The sequence below is a fragment of the Kitasatospora phosalacinea genome (genome assembly GCF_030268885.1).
Classification (GTDB): Bacteria; Actinomycetota; Actinomycetes; order Streptomycetales; family Streptomycetaceae; genus Kitasatospora; species Kitasatospora phosalacinea_C.
Genome location: NZ_BSSA01000003.1, coordinates 148,477 through 163,152, shown reverse-complemented (window position 1 = coordinate 163,152; position 14,676 = coordinate 148,477). Strand labels below are relative to the sequence as shown.

11 protein-coding genes and 1 tRNA gene are annotated in these 14,676 nt (G+C 73.2%); 6 read left to right on the top strand and 6 right to left on the bottom strand.

Annotation, left to right across the window (positions count from 1 at the left end; genetic code table 11):
* Positions 1-180: 180 nt before the first annotated feature.
* Complete coding sequence (locus QSK52_RS06835) at positions 181-816, bottom strand: alpha/beta hydrolase family protein (protein ID WP_285734712.1); 636 nt, start codon at positions 814-816, stop codon at positions 181-183.
* Positions 817-866: 50 nt separating this feature from the next.
* A complete protein-coding gene (locus QSK52_RS06830) occupies positions 867-1,604 on the bottom strand; it encodes an SOS response-associated peptidase (protein ID WP_285734710.1) in 738 nt (245 codons plus the stop codon).
* Positions 1,605-1,722: 118 nt separating this feature from the next.
* Between QSK52_RS06830 and QSK52_RS06825 the strand changes: the two genes are divergently transcribed.
* The 5 genes from QSK52_RS06825 to hisN all read left to right on the top strand — a co-directional run bounded on the left by QSK52_RS06825 (position 1,723) and on the right by hisN (position 6,096).
* Positions 1,723-2,427: a M50 family metallopeptidase gene (locus tag QSK52_RS06825; protein ID WP_285734708.1), complete on the top strand. Its 705-nt coding sequence runs from the start codon at positions 1,723-1,725 to the stop codon at positions 2,425-2,427.
* 28 nt (positions 2,428-2,455) lie between these two features.
* Positions 2,456-3,775 carry a 3-phosphoshikimate 1-carboxyvinyltransferase gene (gene aroA, locus QSK52_RS06820; protein WP_285734706.1) on the top strand — a complete coding sequence of 440 codons (1,320 nt, stop codon included), beginning with the start codon at positions 2,456-2,458 and terminating at the stop codon, positions 3,773-3,775.
* A gap of 15 nt (positions 3,776-3,790) precedes the next feature.
* The gene (gene rsgA / locus QSK52_RS06815; RefSeq protein WP_285734702.1) at positions 3,791-4,846 is read left to right on the top strand and encodes a ribosome small subunit-dependent GTPase A; all 1,056 of its coding nucleotides are present in this window, start codon (positions 3,791-3,793) and stop codon (positions 4,844-4,846) included.
* A gap of 109 nt (positions 4,847-4,955) precedes the next feature.
* The gene (locus QSK52_RS06810; protein ID WP_033251477.1) at positions 4,956-5,279 is read left to right on the top strand and encodes a DMT family transporter; all 324 of its coding nucleotides are present in this window, start codon (positions 4,956-4,958) and stop codon (positions 5,277-5,279) included.
* Positions 5,280-5,298: 19 nt separating this feature from the next.
* Positions 5,299-6,096 carry a histidinol-phosphatase gene (gene hisN, locus QSK52_RS06805; protein WP_285734700.1) on the top strand — a complete coding sequence of 266 codons (798 nt, stop codon included), beginning with the start codon at positions 5,299-5,301 and terminating at the stop codon, positions 6,094-6,096.
* Between the two features lie 162 nt (positions 6,097-6,258).
* On the opposite strand, the gene QSK52_RS06800 is transcribed toward hisN, so the two are convergent.
* The 4 genes from QSK52_RS06800 to QSK52_RS06785 form a co-directional block, all read right to left on the bottom strand.
* Entirely contained in the window at positions 6,259-8,193 is a 1,935-nt protein-coding gene (locus tag QSK52_RS06800) for a tetratricopeptide repeat protein (RefSeq protein WP_285734698.1), read from the bottom strand.
* A gap of 353 nt (positions 8,194-8,546) precedes the next feature.
* The gene (locus QSK52_RS06795; protein ID WP_285734697.1) at positions 8,547-10,556 is read right to left on the bottom strand and encodes a glycosyl hydrolase family 18 protein; all 2,010 of its coding nucleotides are present in this window, start codon (positions 10,554-10,556) and stop codon (positions 8,547-8,549) included.
* A 259-nt stretch (positions 10,557-10,815) separates the two neighbouring features.
* A tRNA-Met gene (locus QSK52_RS06790) sits at positions 10,816-10,889 on the bottom strand.
* A gap of 57 nt (positions 10,890-10,946) precedes the next feature.
* Positions 10,947-13,925, bottom strand: a complete 2,979-nt coding sequence (locus QSK52_RS06785) for a UPF0182 family membrane protein (protein WP_285735084.1) — start codon at positions 13,923-13,925, stop codon at positions 10,947-10,949.
* A gap of 162 nt (positions 13,926-14,087) precedes the next feature.
* On the opposite strand from QSK52_RS06785, the gene QSK52_RS06780 reads away from it, so the two are divergent.
* On the top strand, positions 14,088-14,648 hold the full coding sequence (locus tag QSK52_RS06780) for a PPA1309 family protein (RefSeq protein ID WP_285734696.1): 561 nt from the start codon (positions 14,088-14,090) through the stop codon (positions 14,646-14,648).
* Positions 14,649-14,676 lie beyond the last annotated feature (28 nt).

Below are 14,676 nucleotides of genomic sequence, written 5' to 3'. Positions count from 1 at the left end.
CGCGACAACCCACTCCGACCAGTCCGGCAGGAGCGCAGACTGCGCAGCCCGCTCTTCCGGCCGCTCGCGGCACGCGATCGAACCCATGGACGCTGCCTTTCCACCGGGGGCATGTTCTGACGACTCGTGCAACCCCGCCCGCCGCCCGGACATTCCCCGGCTCCGGCCACGAGGCGCAACTCACCCGCCCGGCCGCACGATCCAGTCGGTGACCGCGGCGACCACCAGGTCCAGGGCGGCCTCCTGGGTCAGCGGGGCCCGCTTGGGGACCTTGAAGCCGTGCGAGGCGTGCGGGACCTCCACCAGGCGGTGGGTGGCGGGGAGGGCGGGGAACTCGGCCGGGGTGCCGAAGGTGTCGGCCCCGCCCTGGACCACCAGCGTGGGCAGGCCGGTGTCGAGCAGTTCGGCGGACCGGGCCTTCTCCGGCCTGCCCGGCGGGTGCAGCGGGAAGGCCAGCGCGAGGACGCCCGCCGCGCCGAGGGCCGCGGAGGTCCGGCAGGCGACCCGGGCGCCAGCGCTGCGCCCGCCCGCGTACACCGGCAGGCCCTCCTCGGCAGCGGCGGCGAACTGCGCGGGCCACCCGGCGTCGAGCGCGGCCGGGGCGGGGGCGAGCCTGCGCCCGGCCACCCGCCAGGGCTGCTCGGCCAGCACCACGCTGACCCCGGCCGCCGGGAGCGCCGCCGCGAGCGCCTGCAGGTCCGGCGCCTCGACGCCGCCGCCCGCGCCGTGCCCGAGGAGCAGGAGCGCCCGGGGACGGGCGGCCCGGAAGTGGTGGAGCCGGGCGTCCCCGGCGGGGGTGTCGACGATCCGCTGCATGGCGCCGAGCGTATAGAGGACCAGGCCCCGCCCCGGCTCCCCGCCCGGTCTCAGAACAGCGTGGTGAGGTCGTCCTCGGTGAGCGGGCGGGTCAGGCCCGGGTGGTTGTTGCGGATGCTGCCGACCTCGTCGGGGACGGCGTGGATGCGCAGGTCGCCGGGCGGGGGCGGGGTGAGGTCGGCGGTCTCGGCGTGCGGGTCGAGCCAGGCGTCCCAGCGGTCGGGGCCCAGGTAGAGCGGCATCCGCTCGTGGACGGGGGCCAGCAGCGGTTCGGCGGCGGTGGTGACGACGGTGCAGGTGACCAGCCAGGCGTCGGGGTGGTCGCCGGGGAGCCCGCGGTCGCGCCAGAACTCGTACAGCCCGGCGAGGGCGAGCGGAGCGCCGTCGGCGCGGTGCACGAAGTAGGGGCGGCGCGGCGGGCGGGAGAGGTCGTCGGTGGGGGCGGTCTGCCACTCGTAGTAGCCGTCGACGGGTATCAGGCAGCGCCGGGAGGCGTAGGCCTGGCGGTAGGCGGGCTTCTCGTGGACGGTCTCCGCCCGGGCGTTGATCATCTTGACCGCGGTGTCGGGGCTGCTCGCCCAGCCGGGCACCAGTCCCCAGCGCAGGACGTGCAGTTGGCGCACGGGGCGGCGCTGCCCCCGCGGGGCGCGGTCGAGGACGGCGTAGGTCCGCGCGGTGGGGGCGACGTTCCAGCTGGGGGCGATCGTCTCGGCCGGGTCCCACTGCCGGACGCCGAAGAGGCGGACCAGTTCGGCGGGGTCGGTGGAGGAGGCGAAGCGTCCGCACATGGCGCCCAGCTTGCCAGAGCGCGGCGGAGCAGAACCAGCGGCTACCGCGGGCCCGTCCTTCCGTGGGAGGCTGCCCGCCCCGGGCAGGGGAGGCGACGGCGAGCGGAGGTCGGCGGCGATGGACTTCGTGGGGCTGTGGGAGCGGGCGACGGCCGTGCAGCCGGACCCCCCGCACTGGCTGGTGTGGGGCACGGCGGCGGTGGCGCTGCTGGCGGTGGCGGTGCGCCCGGTGTGGGCGTGGAGCCGCACGGTGGTGACGATCGCGCACGAGGGCGGGCACGGGCTGACCGCGCTGCTGACCAGGCGGCGGCTGTCGGGCATCCGGCTGCACTCGGACACCTCGGGGCTGACCGTCTCCTCCGGGCGGCCGACCGGTCCGGGCATGGTGCTGACCGCCGCGGCCGGGTACCCGGCGCCCTCGCTGCTGGGCCTGGGCGGGGCGGCGCTGCTCGCGGCGGGCCGGACCACCGCGCTGCTGTGGATCGGCACCGCGCTGCTGGCGGCGATGCTGCTGACGCTGCGCAACCTGTTCGGGGTGGCGGCGGTGCTGGTGACCGGCGGGGCGTTCGTCGCGGTGTCCCGGTACGGCACGGCCGAATGGCAGGGGGCGTTCGCCTACCTGGGGGTGTGGTTCCTGCTGCTGGCGGGGGTCCGCCCGATGCTGGAGCTGTGGGTGACCCGGCGGCGCGGCGGCGCGCCCGGCTCGGACGCCGACCAGCTGGCGCGGCTGACGGGCGTGCCGGGGGCGCTGTGGGTGCTGGCGTTCCTGGCGGTGGCGCTGGCCTGCCTGGGGCTCGGGGCGGCCTGGCTGCTGCCCCGGTAGCGGCGCCGCGCCTCATAGACTTGGCGCCATGACCGACTCCCTGTGGCCCGCTCCCGTCGCCACCGCCGCCGTGGACGCGACCGTGACCATCCCCGGCTCGAAGTCCGCGACCAACCGCGCGCTGGTGCTGGCCGCCCTCGCGGACGGCCCGGGCTGGGTGCGCCGCCCGCTGCGCAGCCGCGACTCGCAGCTGATGGCGGACGGCCTGCGGGCCCTGGGCGTGACGGTCGAGGAGACGGTGAACGCGGCGTCCGGCGGCACCGGCGGCGGCGAGGCGTGGCGGGTCATCCCGGCCGAGCGGCTGCTCGGCCCGGCCCGGGTGGACGTGGGCAACGCGGGGACGGTGATGCGCTTCCTGCCGCCGCTGGCCACCCTCGCCGACGGCCCGGTCCACTTCGACGGCGACCCGCGCAGCCACGAGCGTCCGCAGCACGGCGTGATCGACGCGCTGCGTGCGCTGGGCGCCCGGATCGAGGACGGCGGCCGCGGCGGCTTCCCGCTGACCGTGCACGGCACGGGCGGGCTGGACGGCGGCGCGGTGGAGGTGGACGCCTCGTCCTCCTCGCAGTTCATCTCGGCGCTGCTGCTCTCCGGCGCCCGGTTCAACCACGGCGTGGAGATCCGCAACACCGGCGGGTCGGTGCCCTCGCTGCCGCACATCCGGATGACCGTGGACATGATCCGCAAGGCGGGCGGCCAGGTCGACGCGCCGGAGGACGGCGGCGAGAAGGACGTCTGGCGGGTCACCCCGGGCGCGCTGATCGGCCGCGACCTGGTGGTCGAGCCGGACCTGTCGAACGCGGCCCCGTTCTTCGCGGCGGCGCTGGCCACCGGCGGCCGGGTGACCGTCCGGGACTGGCCGAAGCACACGTACCAGCCGGGCGACCAGCTGCGCGAGATCTACACCGCGATGGGCGGTTCCTGCGAATTCACCGACGAGGGGCTGGAGTTCACCGGCACCGGCAAGATCCACGGGATCGAGGCCGACCTGCACGACGTCGGCGAGCTGACCCCGGTGATCGCCGCGGTGGCGGCGCTGGCCGACTCCGAGTCGCACCTGTACGGCATCGCGCACCTGCGCCTGCACGAGACCGACCGGCTGGCCGCGCTGGCCCGGGAGATCAACGCCCTGGGCGGCGACGTCTCGGAGACCGGGGACGGCCTGCGGATCCGGCCCCGCCCGCTGCACGGCGGCGTCTTCCACACCTACGAGGACCACCGGCTGGCCACCGCCGCCGCCGTCCTGGGCCTGGCCGTCGACGGCGTGCTGGTGGAGAACGTGGCGACCACGGCCAAGACCCTGCCGGACTTCCCGCAGATGTGGGCCGACCTCCTCGGCCAGGGCTGACGGGGGAAGGGCAGCATGCGCCGCTACGACAAGAACGCCGACGAGGACGACATCCGCAGCCGCCCGGGCCGCCGGGGCTCCCGCCCCCGCACCCGGATCCGGCCCAAGCACGAGGACGCCGCCGAGGCGATGATCCTCACCGTGGACCGGGGCCGGATGACCTGCCTGGTCGACGGCGGCACGAAGGACGAGCGCCAGGTCGTCGCCATGAAGGCCCGCGAACTGGGCCGCAAGGGCGTCGTCGTCGGCGACACCGTCAGCGTGGTCGGCGACCTGTCCGGCGAGCCGGACACCCTGGCCCGGATCGTCCGGGTCGAGGAGCGCAGCTCGGTGCTGCGCCGCACCGCGGACGACGACGACCCGTACGAGCGGATCGTGGTCGCCAACGCCCAGCAGATGGCCATCGTCACCGCGCTGGCCAACCCCGAGCCGCGGCCGCGGCTGATCGACCGCTGCCTGGTGGCCGCGTACGACGCCGGGATGGAACCGCTGCTGGTGCTCACCAAGTCGGACCTGGCGCCGGCCGACGAGCTGCTGGAGTCGTACGCGGCGCTCGGCATCGACTACGTGGTGACCCGGGCCGACGAGCTGGAGACGGTCGGCGCCGAGGCCGTCCGGGCGCACCTGCGGGGGCGGACCACCGTGTTCATCGGGCACTCCGGCGTCGGCAAGACCACCCTGGTCAACGCGCTCGTCCCGGACCGGCAGCGCAGCACCGGCCGGGTCAACGCGGTCACCGGCCGCGGACGGCACACCACCGTCTCCGCGCTGGCCCTGCGGCTGCCGCCGCCGCCCGGCGCCAGGCCCGGCTCGAAGAAGGCGCTCGACCCCGGCTGGGTGATCGACACCCCCGGCTTCCGCTCCTTCGGCCTGTCCCACGTCGACCCGTCCCGGGTCATCCACGCCTTCCCCGACCTGGAGCCCGGCACCGTCGACTGCCCGCGGGCCTGCTCGCACGACGAACCGGACTGCGCGCTGGACGCCTGGGTCGCCGACGGCCACGCCGACCCGGCCCGGCTCTACTCGCTGCGCCGCCTGCTGGCCACCCGCGAGGCCCCCGAGGGGGACTGAGCGGCGCCCGGGGTTCCCGTCGATTCCCGGCGATCACGAGTAGCTCGGGCCGCTGCACTGGGTAACGATAGGAAGGTCACACCGTCCTACCTGACAGGGAGTCAACCCGATGGCATGGGCCATGGTGATCCTCGCCGGTCTGCTGGAAACGGGATTCGCGGTCAACCTCAAGCTCAGCCACGGCTTCACCAAGCTCTGGCCCACCATCAGCTTCGCGCTCTTCGCGCTGGGCTCCTTCGGCCTGCTCACCCTCTCCCTGAAGTCCCTGCCGGTCGGCAGCGCCTACGCGGTGTGGACCGGCATCGGCGCGGCCGGCACCGCCGTGTACGGGATGGTCTTCCTCGGCGAGTCCTCCTCCACCCTGAAGCTGGTCTCCGTCTCCCTGGTCATCGCCGGGGTGATCGGTCTGCAGCTCAGCGGCTCGGGACACTGAGTCCGCTAGGGTTCCGTGCATGGCCGATTACCACGACGACCTCCGACTCGCCCACGTCCTCGCCGACTCGGCCGACTCGATCACGATGGAGCGCTTCCGCGCGCTCGACCTCAAGATCGAGACCAAGCCGGACCTGACCCCGGTCAGCGACGCCGACAAGGCCGCCGAGGAACTCGTCCGCTCCGTCCTGCAGCGGGCCCGCCCGCGCGACGCGGTGCTCGGCGAGGAGTACGGCCTGCAGGGGTCCGGGCCGCGCCGCTGGGTGATCGACCCGATCGACGGCACCAAGAACTACGTCCGCGGCGTCCCGGTCTGGGCGACCCTGGTCGCCCTGCTGGAGGAGCAGCCCGACGGCGAGCACGTCCCGGTCGTCGGCATCGTCTCCGCCCCGGCGCTCGGACGCCGCTGGTGGGCCGCGAAGGGCCTCGGCGCGTTCGCCGGGCGCAGCCTCGCCAAGGCCCAGCGCATCCACGTCTCCAAGGTCTCCCGGCTCGCCGACGCCTCGCTCTCCTTCTCCTCCCTCAGCGGCTGGGAGGAGCGCGCCCGCCTCGACGCCTTCCTCGACCTCACCCGGATCTGCTGGCGCACCCGCGCCTTCGGCGACTTCTGGTCCTACATGATGGTCGCCGAGGGCGCCGTCGACATCGCCGCCGAACCCGAGCTCTCCCTCTGGGACATGGCCGCCCCCTGCATCATCGTCCAGGAGGCCGGCGGCCGCTTCACCGGCCTCGACGGCATCGACGGCCCCACCGGCGCGGACGCGGTCGCCACCAACGGCGTCCTCCACGAAGCCGCCCTGCGCTCGCTCAGCGTGTAGCGAGCGCAGGCCAGGGAGCGCACCGCCAGGGGCGCGGGGAACTGCGCGGCCGACCGAGCACGCACAGCCGGATCGCGGCACAGGACAGTGACCTGCACCATCCCGCGACCACGCTGACGTGCGACTCCCGCAGCGCGCAGTTCCCCGCGCCCCTGCTCGCCCTTACGCGGAGAGCTCCGCGTTGAGCGCCCCCAGCAGCCGTCCCGCCCGCTCCGCGACCTCGGCCGGGCCGTACTCCGCCGCGCGCTTGCACCAGTTCTCGGCCTGGACGGCCTCGCCCCGCCGCAGCGCCAGCAGCGCGAGCCGGAGCGCCGCGCGCCCGTGGCCGGCGTCCGCGGCGCGGGTGTACCAGAGCATGGCCTCGGCCTCGCTGTCCTGGCGGGCCAGCAGCAGGCCGAGGTTGAACGCGGCGCTGCGGCTGCCGCCCTCCGCGGCGCGGCGGTACCAGCTCTCGGCGATCTCCAGGGCGCCGCGCTCCGCGGCGCGGACGCCCATCCGGACCTGGGCGCGGCGGTGTCCGGCGTCCGCCGCGGTCGCGTACCAGTGTTCGGCCTCGGTGTCGGCGTCGCCGCGGCGGTCGAGCAGCGAGGCGAGCCGGAAGGCGCCCTCAGCGGAGCCGCCGTCGGCGGCCTGGCGGTAGCGGTCGAGGGCGCCCGCGAGGTTGCCGCGCTGCTCCTGGGCGACGGCGAGTTGCAGGGCGGCCTCGCCGTGGCCCTCGGCGGCGGCGCGGGCGTACCACTCCTGGGCCTGCCGCATCTCGCCGCGGCCGGCGTGCAGGACGCCGAGGTTGAAGGCGCCGTCGACGGAGCCGGCCTCGGCGGCCTTGGAGAACCAGGGTTCGGCGCCGGACTCGTCGCCGCGCTGGAGCAGGACGATCGCGAGCGCGTTGCAGGCTTCGCGGTGCCCGGCGTAGGCGGCCCGGCGGTACCACTGCTCGGCCTGGGCCTCGCGGCCGGCGCCCGCGCACAGCAGGCCGAGGTTGAAGGCGCCGTTGTGGTCGCCCGCGTCGAGGGCGGCGCGGTACCAGCGTTCGGCGACGGCGTTCTCGCCGCGGCCCGCGTGCAGCGCGCCGAGCGCGTTGGCGGCGGTGCCGTCGCCCGCTTCGGCGGCCTCCTGCCACCACTCGGCGGCGGCGGCGAGGTCGCCGGTGTCGCGGAGCAGGAAGCCGAGGGCGCAGGCGGCCCGGGCCTCGCCGTTCTGGGCGGACTGCCGGTACCAGCGGGCGGCCTCGTCGAGGTCGCCGCGGGCCTCGAGCAGGACGCCGAGGCGCAGGGCGGCGCGGGCGTGGCTGCGGGCGGCGGCGGTGCGGTACCAGGTCTCGGCGGTGTCCTTGTCCCCGGCGGCCTCGCGCATCCGGGCGAGCCGGTAGGCGGCCTCGCGGTGGCCGGAGTCGGCGGCGGCCTTGAACCAGCGTTCGGCGCGGACGTCGCGGCGGTGCTCCATCAGGTCGCCGAGGGCGTAGGCGCCGAGCGGGTGGCCCTGTTCGGCGGCGAAGTGCAGCCAGTACTCGGCGGCCTCCTCCTCGCCCTGGTCGCGCAGTTGCAGGCCGAGGGCGTGGGCGGCCGGGGCGGACCCGGCGACGGCGGCCTGGCGCCACCACTGGGCGGCCTCGGTGCGGTGGCCCTGCTGGTGGAGCAGGACGCCGAGGTTGTTGGCGGCGGCGCGCAGGCCCGCGGCGGCGGCGGAGCGCAGGTACGGCTCGGCGTCGCGCAGGTCGCCGCGGCGCAGCAGCAGGGCGCCGAGCTGGCTGGCGGCGTTGGGGTCGCCGGCGTCGGCGGAGCCGCGGTGGCGGGCTTCGAGAGCGGCCTGTTCGCGGGCGGCGAGGGCGGTCTCGAAGCTGTCCTCGCCGTCGTCGGCGCCGTCGGCGGGGTCGGTGAGGTCGCGGGTGGAGGCGGCGGCGACCCGGTCGGCCGTCAGGTGGACCAGGCGCTCCGGGCCGTACCCGGTCACGTCGACGTCCCCGCCCGCGGTGCTGCGCTGGGCGGGCAGGTTGCCGGTGGACGGGTCGCTGGACTGGTCGGTGGGGCGGACGCCGGTGTCCGCGGTGGTGCCGGCCGCCAGTCGTTCTCCCGTCCCGCTGTTGCCGATGAGCTTCATGCCGACTCCCGCTCCCCCCGAGTGTCGCGGCATCCGCCCCGGGCCGTCGGCCGGGGGCGCGTCCCCCGAGGGGCGCGTCGCAGCGGACGGCCGGTCAGTGGCCGTGCCGCGTCCCCCTCGTGGTCCATCGTCGCATCACCCGCACACCGCGTACACCTGCTCCGTCCGTTTTGGCGGAGCGGGGCCGAAGCGCGGCGAGATCGCTTCGGCTCTTTGTCGATTTCCCGACACTTGAGCCCCACAAACCCCGGCCACGCATCGTACCGGAGTCGATCAACTCCGCGCGCCCGCAAGGACGAAGGCCCGACGGACGGAGTCCACCGGGCCTTCCTCAAAACGGTGTTGACGCAGGCTCAGCTGAGGCTGAAGTCATCGGCCTGGTAAGCACCCTGTCCGTACCAACCATGCACCCAGACCGTCACCGAGGTGACCGAGGCGCCGGTGGTGAACTTGGTGGACAGCTGCGTCCACGCGCTCCCGCCGGGGGTCCAGGTCGAGCTGTCCGCGCCGGAGCCGGTGACGCCCAGGTAGGTGTAGTTGCCCTTGACCCAGGCGGACAGCGTGTAGGTGGTGTTCGGCTTGACCGTCACCACCTGCTGGCACTGCGCGGTGTCCCCGGCGCTGACGTTGCCCTGCAGGGCGTACGAGCCGGTGTGGCCGCCGCCGACCACCGCACCGCCGCTGCCCGCGCAGGTCCACGGGCTGAGCGCGCCGGACTCCAGGCCCGGGTTGGCGACGCTGCCGCCGCCGGGCGAGCTGGGCGAGGAGGACGGGCTGGTGGACGGCGAGGTCGACGGGCTGGTCGACGGGGAGGTCGACGGGCTGGTCGACGGCGACGGGGAGGTGGACTTCGTCGGCGAGGCGCTGGCGCTGGGCGAGCCGGTCGGCGGGGCCGGGCAGGAGGCGGCCGAGCCGCTGGTGGCCGTCATCAGCGGGTTGAGCAGCGCCGCGTTCGGGTCGTCGTACAGCGAGAACACGAAGGAGCCGCCGAGGCCGTTGCAGTGCGCGTAGTCCATCTTGGCCTGGATGGACCTGGCGTTCTCGCCGGACCAGAAGTTGTTCCCGTCGTAGAAGTACGCGGCCTGCGACGCCGGGTCCCAGTAGGTGTAGCTGGGGTTGTCCACCGTCCCGAGCAGTTCCTTGTACATCCGCACGCCGTTGACGTTGCCGGAGTTCGGCGCGCCCTGGGCCGGTCCGCTGGCGGGCTGGAACAGCCCGTGGTTGGCGCCCGCCGCCACGCCCGTCCAGCCGCGGTAGTACAGCGGGACGCCCATGTTCAGCTTGTTCGCCGGGAACCCGCCGGGGATGCCGTACGAGGAGTCGCCGACCGTGTACGCCTTGACCGCCTCGTCGATCGAGTACTTGGCGTTGCCCGGCGGCACGTTGTTCATCGGGTCGTTCGGGTTCTGGTAGACCGGCGTCTGGTGGTTGGTCGGCCCCTGGGCCTCCCAGCCGCCGTGCATGTCGTACGTCATCGGGTCCGCGAAGGTCAGGTACTGCCCGATCTTGTCGGTCTCGATGTACTGGATCTTGTCCTGGCCGGCCGGGAGCGCCGCGCTCAGCGCGTAGGTCTTGCCGTCGGCGCTGCCCTGGGTGTTGAGCTGGTTGCGGAACTCGGCCAGCAGGGCGGTGAAGTTCTGCTTGTCGTTCGGCGAGGCGTGGTTGCCGAGGTGGCCGCCGCCGCCCGGGTACTCCCAGTCGATGTCGAAGCCGTCGAAGATGCCCTTGCCGGTGCCCGGACCGCCGTAGCCGCCCTGCGCGGGCAGGTTGCCCTTGATGAACATGTCGACGCAGGAGGAGACGAACTTCTTCCGCGCGGCGTCGCTGGCGGCCACGTCGGAGAAGTACTTGGAGTACGTCCAGCCGCCGATCGACATCAGCACCTTGAGCTTGGGGTACTTCGCCTTCAGCTCCTGGAGCTGGTGGAAGTTGCCCGCCAGCGGCTGGTTCCAGGTGTCGGTGGAGTTGTCGACGCTGTTGCCGTTGGCGAAGGTCTTCGCGTAGTCGGCGTAGTAGTCGCCCGCGCCGTCGCCCGCGTTCGGGTTGTTCTCGTCCTGGGAGGCCGCCGAGTTCGGCTCGAAGCAGGTCAGGTTGTTCGGGTCGATGTTGGCGAAGTCGTACAGCAGGTAGTCGAGCTTCCCGGCCATGCCGTTGGTGTCGACGTTCTTCAGGTAGAAGGCGTTCTGGTAGATCGACCACTGGTCGAAGTACGCGACCTTCATGCCGCCGCTGGTGGCGGGGGCCCCGGTGGTGTTGCCCGGTCCGGCGCTCGCGCTGGGGGCCCCCAGCAGCGACACCGCCCCGGCGAGCAGCGTGGCGGCCGCGGCCGTGACGGCCCAGGCCCTGCGGTTGTTGCGATGCATGCGGATGTGCCTCTCTCCTGTCACGTGGGGATGCAGGAACGCCGTCCGACACCCGGTCGGGGAGAGCGGCAGACGGAGCCAGAACGCGATCGACTCCCGTTGCTGGCATGCGAGTTGCAGCGCATCAGACGGGCGGTGGGGGCCGCCCGTCATGGGCATGACTCAGATTGGACTGGACCACAGGGGGTGTCAATCACCCGGAGTCCCAAGGAATGGCAAAGGCCCGGAGGCTGATGCCTCCGGGCCTTTCGCTACTGAGTAGCGGGGACAGGATTTGAACCTGCGACCTCTGGGTTATGAGCCCAGCGAGCTACCGAGCTGCTCCACCCCGCGTCGGTGAAACCACTGTATCACGATCACGGGGTGGACCAACAAACCGGTTGCCGCAGCTCAGCCGGTGGGCGACGCCGACGGCGAGGCGGGCGGCGAGGCGGGCGGCGACGCGGGTGGCGAGGCACCGGGCGAGGCCGACGGTGCGGCCGAGGGCGAGCCGCCCGGCTGGGCGCCGCCCTTCTGCTCGGCGGCCACCGCGTCGGCGATCGCCTTCTTCAGCGCCTCCTGGGCCTTGCCGTACGCCGTCCAGTCGCCGTTCTTCATGGCGGCCTGGCCCTCGTCGAAGGCCTTCTGGGCGTCCGCGAGCGCCTTCTGCAGCTCCGGGCTCTCCGGGGTGGTGGGCGTCGTCGGGGTGGTGCCGGTGCCCGGGGTCTCCGGCTGGGCCGGGGCGGTGGGCGTGGTGGCCCCGGCCGCCGCGTTGCCGAGCACCTTGGCCAGCGCCGCGTCCAGGGTGTTCTCCAGCGCCACGTTGTGGTCGCCGTACACCGCCAGCACCTTCTTCAGCACCGGCACCTTCGTGCCGCGGGCCACCAGGTACACCGGCTCCACGTTGAGGATGCCGCCGCCGACCGGCAGGGTCAGCAGGTTGCCGTACACCAGGCCCGCCTCGTTGCCGTTGCTCAGCAGGTTCAGCTGGTAGGCGACGTCGGAGTCGGAGTTGAACTTCGCCTGCGTCAGCGCCGGTCCGAGCGCGCCCGAACCGGACGGCATCCGCAGGATCCGCAGCTTGCCGTAGTCCGGGCCCGGGTCGGCGTCCACCGCCACGAACGCGGCCAGGTTCTTGCGGCCCGCGGGCACGAAGGAGGTGGTCAGCGAGAAGCTGGCCTCCTGCGCGTCCGGCATCCGCAGCGTCAGGTAGTACGGCGGCTGCACCTCGTGGGTGTTGACCGTCGGGTCCTCCGGCACCTCCCAGATGTCGGTGCCGTTGAAGAACGCCGTGGCGTCGGTCATGTGGTACTGCCCGAGCAGGTCGCGCTGCACCTTGAACAGGTCCTGCGGGTAGCGCAGGTGCGGCAGCAGGGCGGACGGGATGTCCGCCTTCGCCCTCACCGTGCCCGGGAACGCCTTCATCCAGGTCCTCAGCACCGGGTCGGCCTCGTCCCACTGGTAGAGCGTCACCTCGCCGGTGTACGCGTCCACGGTGGCCTTCACCGAGTTGCGGATGTAGTTGACCTGGTTGGCGGTGGTCAGGGTGCGGCCGCGCTGGTCGGTCAGCGAGTCCTTGGTGGCGTCGCCGAAGGTGGTCTTCGAGGAGAACGGGTAGCCGTCCGAGGTGGTGTAGCCGTCCAGCACCCACACCAGGCGGCCGCCCTGCACCACCGGGTACGGGTCGGCGTCGATCGACAGCCACGGCGCGACCTTCTCGACCCGCTCCTTGGGGGTGCGGTCGTACAGGATCTTCGCGCCGTCCTTGATCGCCCCCGAGTAGAGCAGCTGCGGCTCGGCGAACTTCACCGCGTACGCGGCCCTGGTCAGCGGGTTGTCCATCGAGACGCCGCTGCCGCCGCCGTACTGGGAGGTCTGGTCCGGCTGGCCGTCCCGGGTGTAGTCGATCTCGTCCATGCCGGGGCCGACGACCGAGTACATCGTGGTCTTCTCGCCGTAGTACACCCGCTGCTCGTAGTCGCCCAGGTCGCCGGTGGTCGGCAGCGACTGCTCGGTGTAGACCGGGTTGCCGTTCTGGTCGACCTGGTTGCCCCTGGCGGCCACCACGCCGTACCCGTGGGTGTACTTGAAGTGGTCGTTGATGAAGTTGCGCTGCTGCACGCCCGCCATGTCCAGCTCGCGCACGCCCAGCACGGTGTCCTGCTTGCCGTACCGGTCGACGTCCAGCGTCTTGGGGAAGGCGTAGTAGTTGCGCAGCGCCTGGTTCTGCTGGAACGTCGGCATGACCACGTTCGGGTCCAGCAGCCGGATGTCGGCGATGGTCTGCGCGTCCTGCTTCAGCTTCTCGGCGTCCGTCGAGTCGGTCGGCGCGTACTGCTGCTCGGCCGCGCCCGCGATGCCGTACGCCTGCCGGGTCGCGTCGATGTTCTGCTGGATGTAGCGGGTCTCCTTGGCCTGCTCGTTCGGCTTGACCTGGAACTGCTGCACCAGCGCCGGGTACACCCCGCCGACCAGGATCGCCGACAGCGCCATCAGCCCGAAGCCGATCAGCGCCGGGGCCCAGGTCCGCCGGATCGGCGTCAGGAAGAACAGCAGCGCGCAGATGACCGCCACGAAGAACAGGATCGTCTTGGCCGGCAGGAACGCGTTCGCGTCCACGTAGCGCAGGCCGGTCCAGCCGTCGACGTTCTTGTACGACTCGCTCTTCACCGCCAGCGCGTACCGGTCCAGCCAGTACGCGACCGCCTTCAGCAGCACGAACACGCCGAGCAGCACGGCCAGGTGGCCCTGCGCCCCGGCGCTCGCCCGCCGCCCGGGCCCCTGCAGCCGCAGGCCCCCGTACAGGTAGTGCACGGCCGCCGCGGCCAGCAGCGAGACGATCACCGCGCTGAACGCGAAGCCCAGCACGAACTCGTACCAGGGCAGCTTGAACGCGTAGTACGAGACGTCCTTGTGGAACTGGCTGTCCTTCACCCCGAACGGGGTGCCGTTGACCCACAGCATCCACGTCCGCCACTGCGCGCCCGCGGCGGCGCCCGCCGCCAGGCCGACCAGCAGCGACAGGCCGATCAGCAGCCACTTGCGGAACGGCGCGACGCCCATCCGGTAGCGGTCCAGGCTCTGCTGCTCCACCGACATCGCGGCCAGCGGGGGCCGCAGCCGGTGCGCCAGCCACAGGTTGAAGCCGACCACCAGCGCCATCAGCAGCCCGAACACCGCGAACAGGCCGACCTTGGCGCCCAGTTGCGAGGTGAACACCGAGCCGTAGTGCACCGAGTCGAACCACAGCCAGTCGGTCCACAGCCCCGCGAACATCACGAACAGCAGGAACAGCGCCGCCAGCACGCCGAACGTCAGCAGCAGCACCTTCGCCCGGCGCGACGGCGGGCCGACTCTCGCTCGGGAGCCCGGACCTGAGCGGTCCGGCATCTGGAAGGTCAAGGCGCCACCTCAGCTGTCGTCGTCGGAGTTGCGTGCCGCCGCACCATGGCGGACAGCGGTCTCCCATGCAACTTAATCAGTCTTTACCTGAGTTCCCGGACGCTGCGTCGGAGTTGGAGGGCGGCCCCTCGGGCATGTGAGGATTGGCCCATGTCCGACTCCCCTGACCTGACCGCCGCCGCCTCCGGCCTCCCCGCGGCCACCCCCCTGACCCGGGCCGCCCTGGAGATCGACGAGCACGTCGCGACCCTCGGCTGGGACCTCCCCGCCCGCCTGTTCGCCCTGGTCGACAACGCGCAGATGCGCAGGGCCAACCCGCGGCTCGCCTCGCAGCTCGGCCTGGACGACAACCCGACCGGCCTGACCCCGGTCGAGCAGGAGGAGATCCCCCCGGGCACCGAGCTCGACCGCTTCCTCGGCACCATCGCCTGGCCCGACGGCGTGGTCGGCTGCGCCCTGGTGGTCGAGCGGCTGATGCTCCCGCCCGGTGCGGAGGCCTCCCGGCCGAAGAACGCCACCGAGAAGGAGATCAACGAGTGGGTGGCCTCCCACCCGCAGCGCCAGGAGGTCCGGATCACCGCGGCCGTGCTGCGCGACGGCTCCAAGGAGGTCGCCCTGCGGCTGCGCGAGAAGGACGTCGCCCGCGAGGTGCTCACCGGCCCGGAGCTCGTCCCCAACCTGACCGACGCCCTGCTGGCGACCTTCTCCTGAGCGTCCCGCCACACCCGCCGCCGCTGCG

What these genes read in the sequence shown, in the direction of transcription:
- aroA (WP_285734706.1), top strand. Translation starts at nt 2,456, where the DNA reads ATGACCGACTCCCTGTGGCCCGCTCCCGTCGCCACCGCCGCCGTGGAC.
- hisN (WP_285734700.1), top strand. Translation starts at nt 5,299, where the DNA reads ATGGCCGATTACCACGACGACCTCCGACTCGCCCACGTCCTCGCCGAC.
- QSK52_RS06810 (WP_033251477.1), top strand. Translation starts at nt 4,956, where the DNA reads ATGGCATGGGCCATGGTGATCCTCGCCGGTCTGCTGGAAACGGGATTC.
- QSK52_RS06780 (WP_285734696.1), top strand. Translation starts at nt 14,088, where the DNA reads ATGTCCGACTCCCCTGACCTGACCGCCGCCGCCTCCGGCCTCCCCGCG.
- QSK52_RS06785 (WP_285735084.1), bottom strand. Translation starts at nt 13,925, where the DNA reads ATGCCGGACCGCTCAGGTCCGGGCTCCCGAGCGAGAGTCGGCCCGCCG.
- QSK52_RS06830 (WP_285734710.1), bottom strand. Translation starts at nt 1,604, where the DNA reads ATGTGCGGACGCTTCGCCTCCTCCACCGACCCCGCCGAACTGGTCCGC.
- QSK52_RS06825 (WP_285734708.1), top strand. Translation starts at nt 1,723, where the DNA reads ATGGACTTCGTGGGGCTGTGGGAGCGGGCGACGGCCGTGCAGCCGGAC.
- rsgA (WP_285734702.1), top strand. Translation starts at nt 3,791, where the DNA reads ATGCGCCGCTACGACAAGAACGCCGACGAGGACGACATCCGCAGCCGC.
- QSK52_RS06800 (WP_285734698.1), bottom strand. Translation starts at nt 8,193, where the DNA reads ATGAAGCTCATCGGCAACAGCGGGACGGGAGAACGACTGGCGGCCGGC.
- QSK52_RS06835 (WP_285734712.1), bottom strand. Translation starts at nt 816, where the DNA reads ATGCAGCGGATCGTCGACACCCCCGCCGGGGACGCCCGGCTCCACCAC.
- QSK52_RS06795 (WP_285734697.1), bottom strand. Translation starts at nt 10,556, where the DNA reads ATGCATCGCAACAACCGCAGGGCCTGGGCCGTCACGGCCGCGGCCGCC.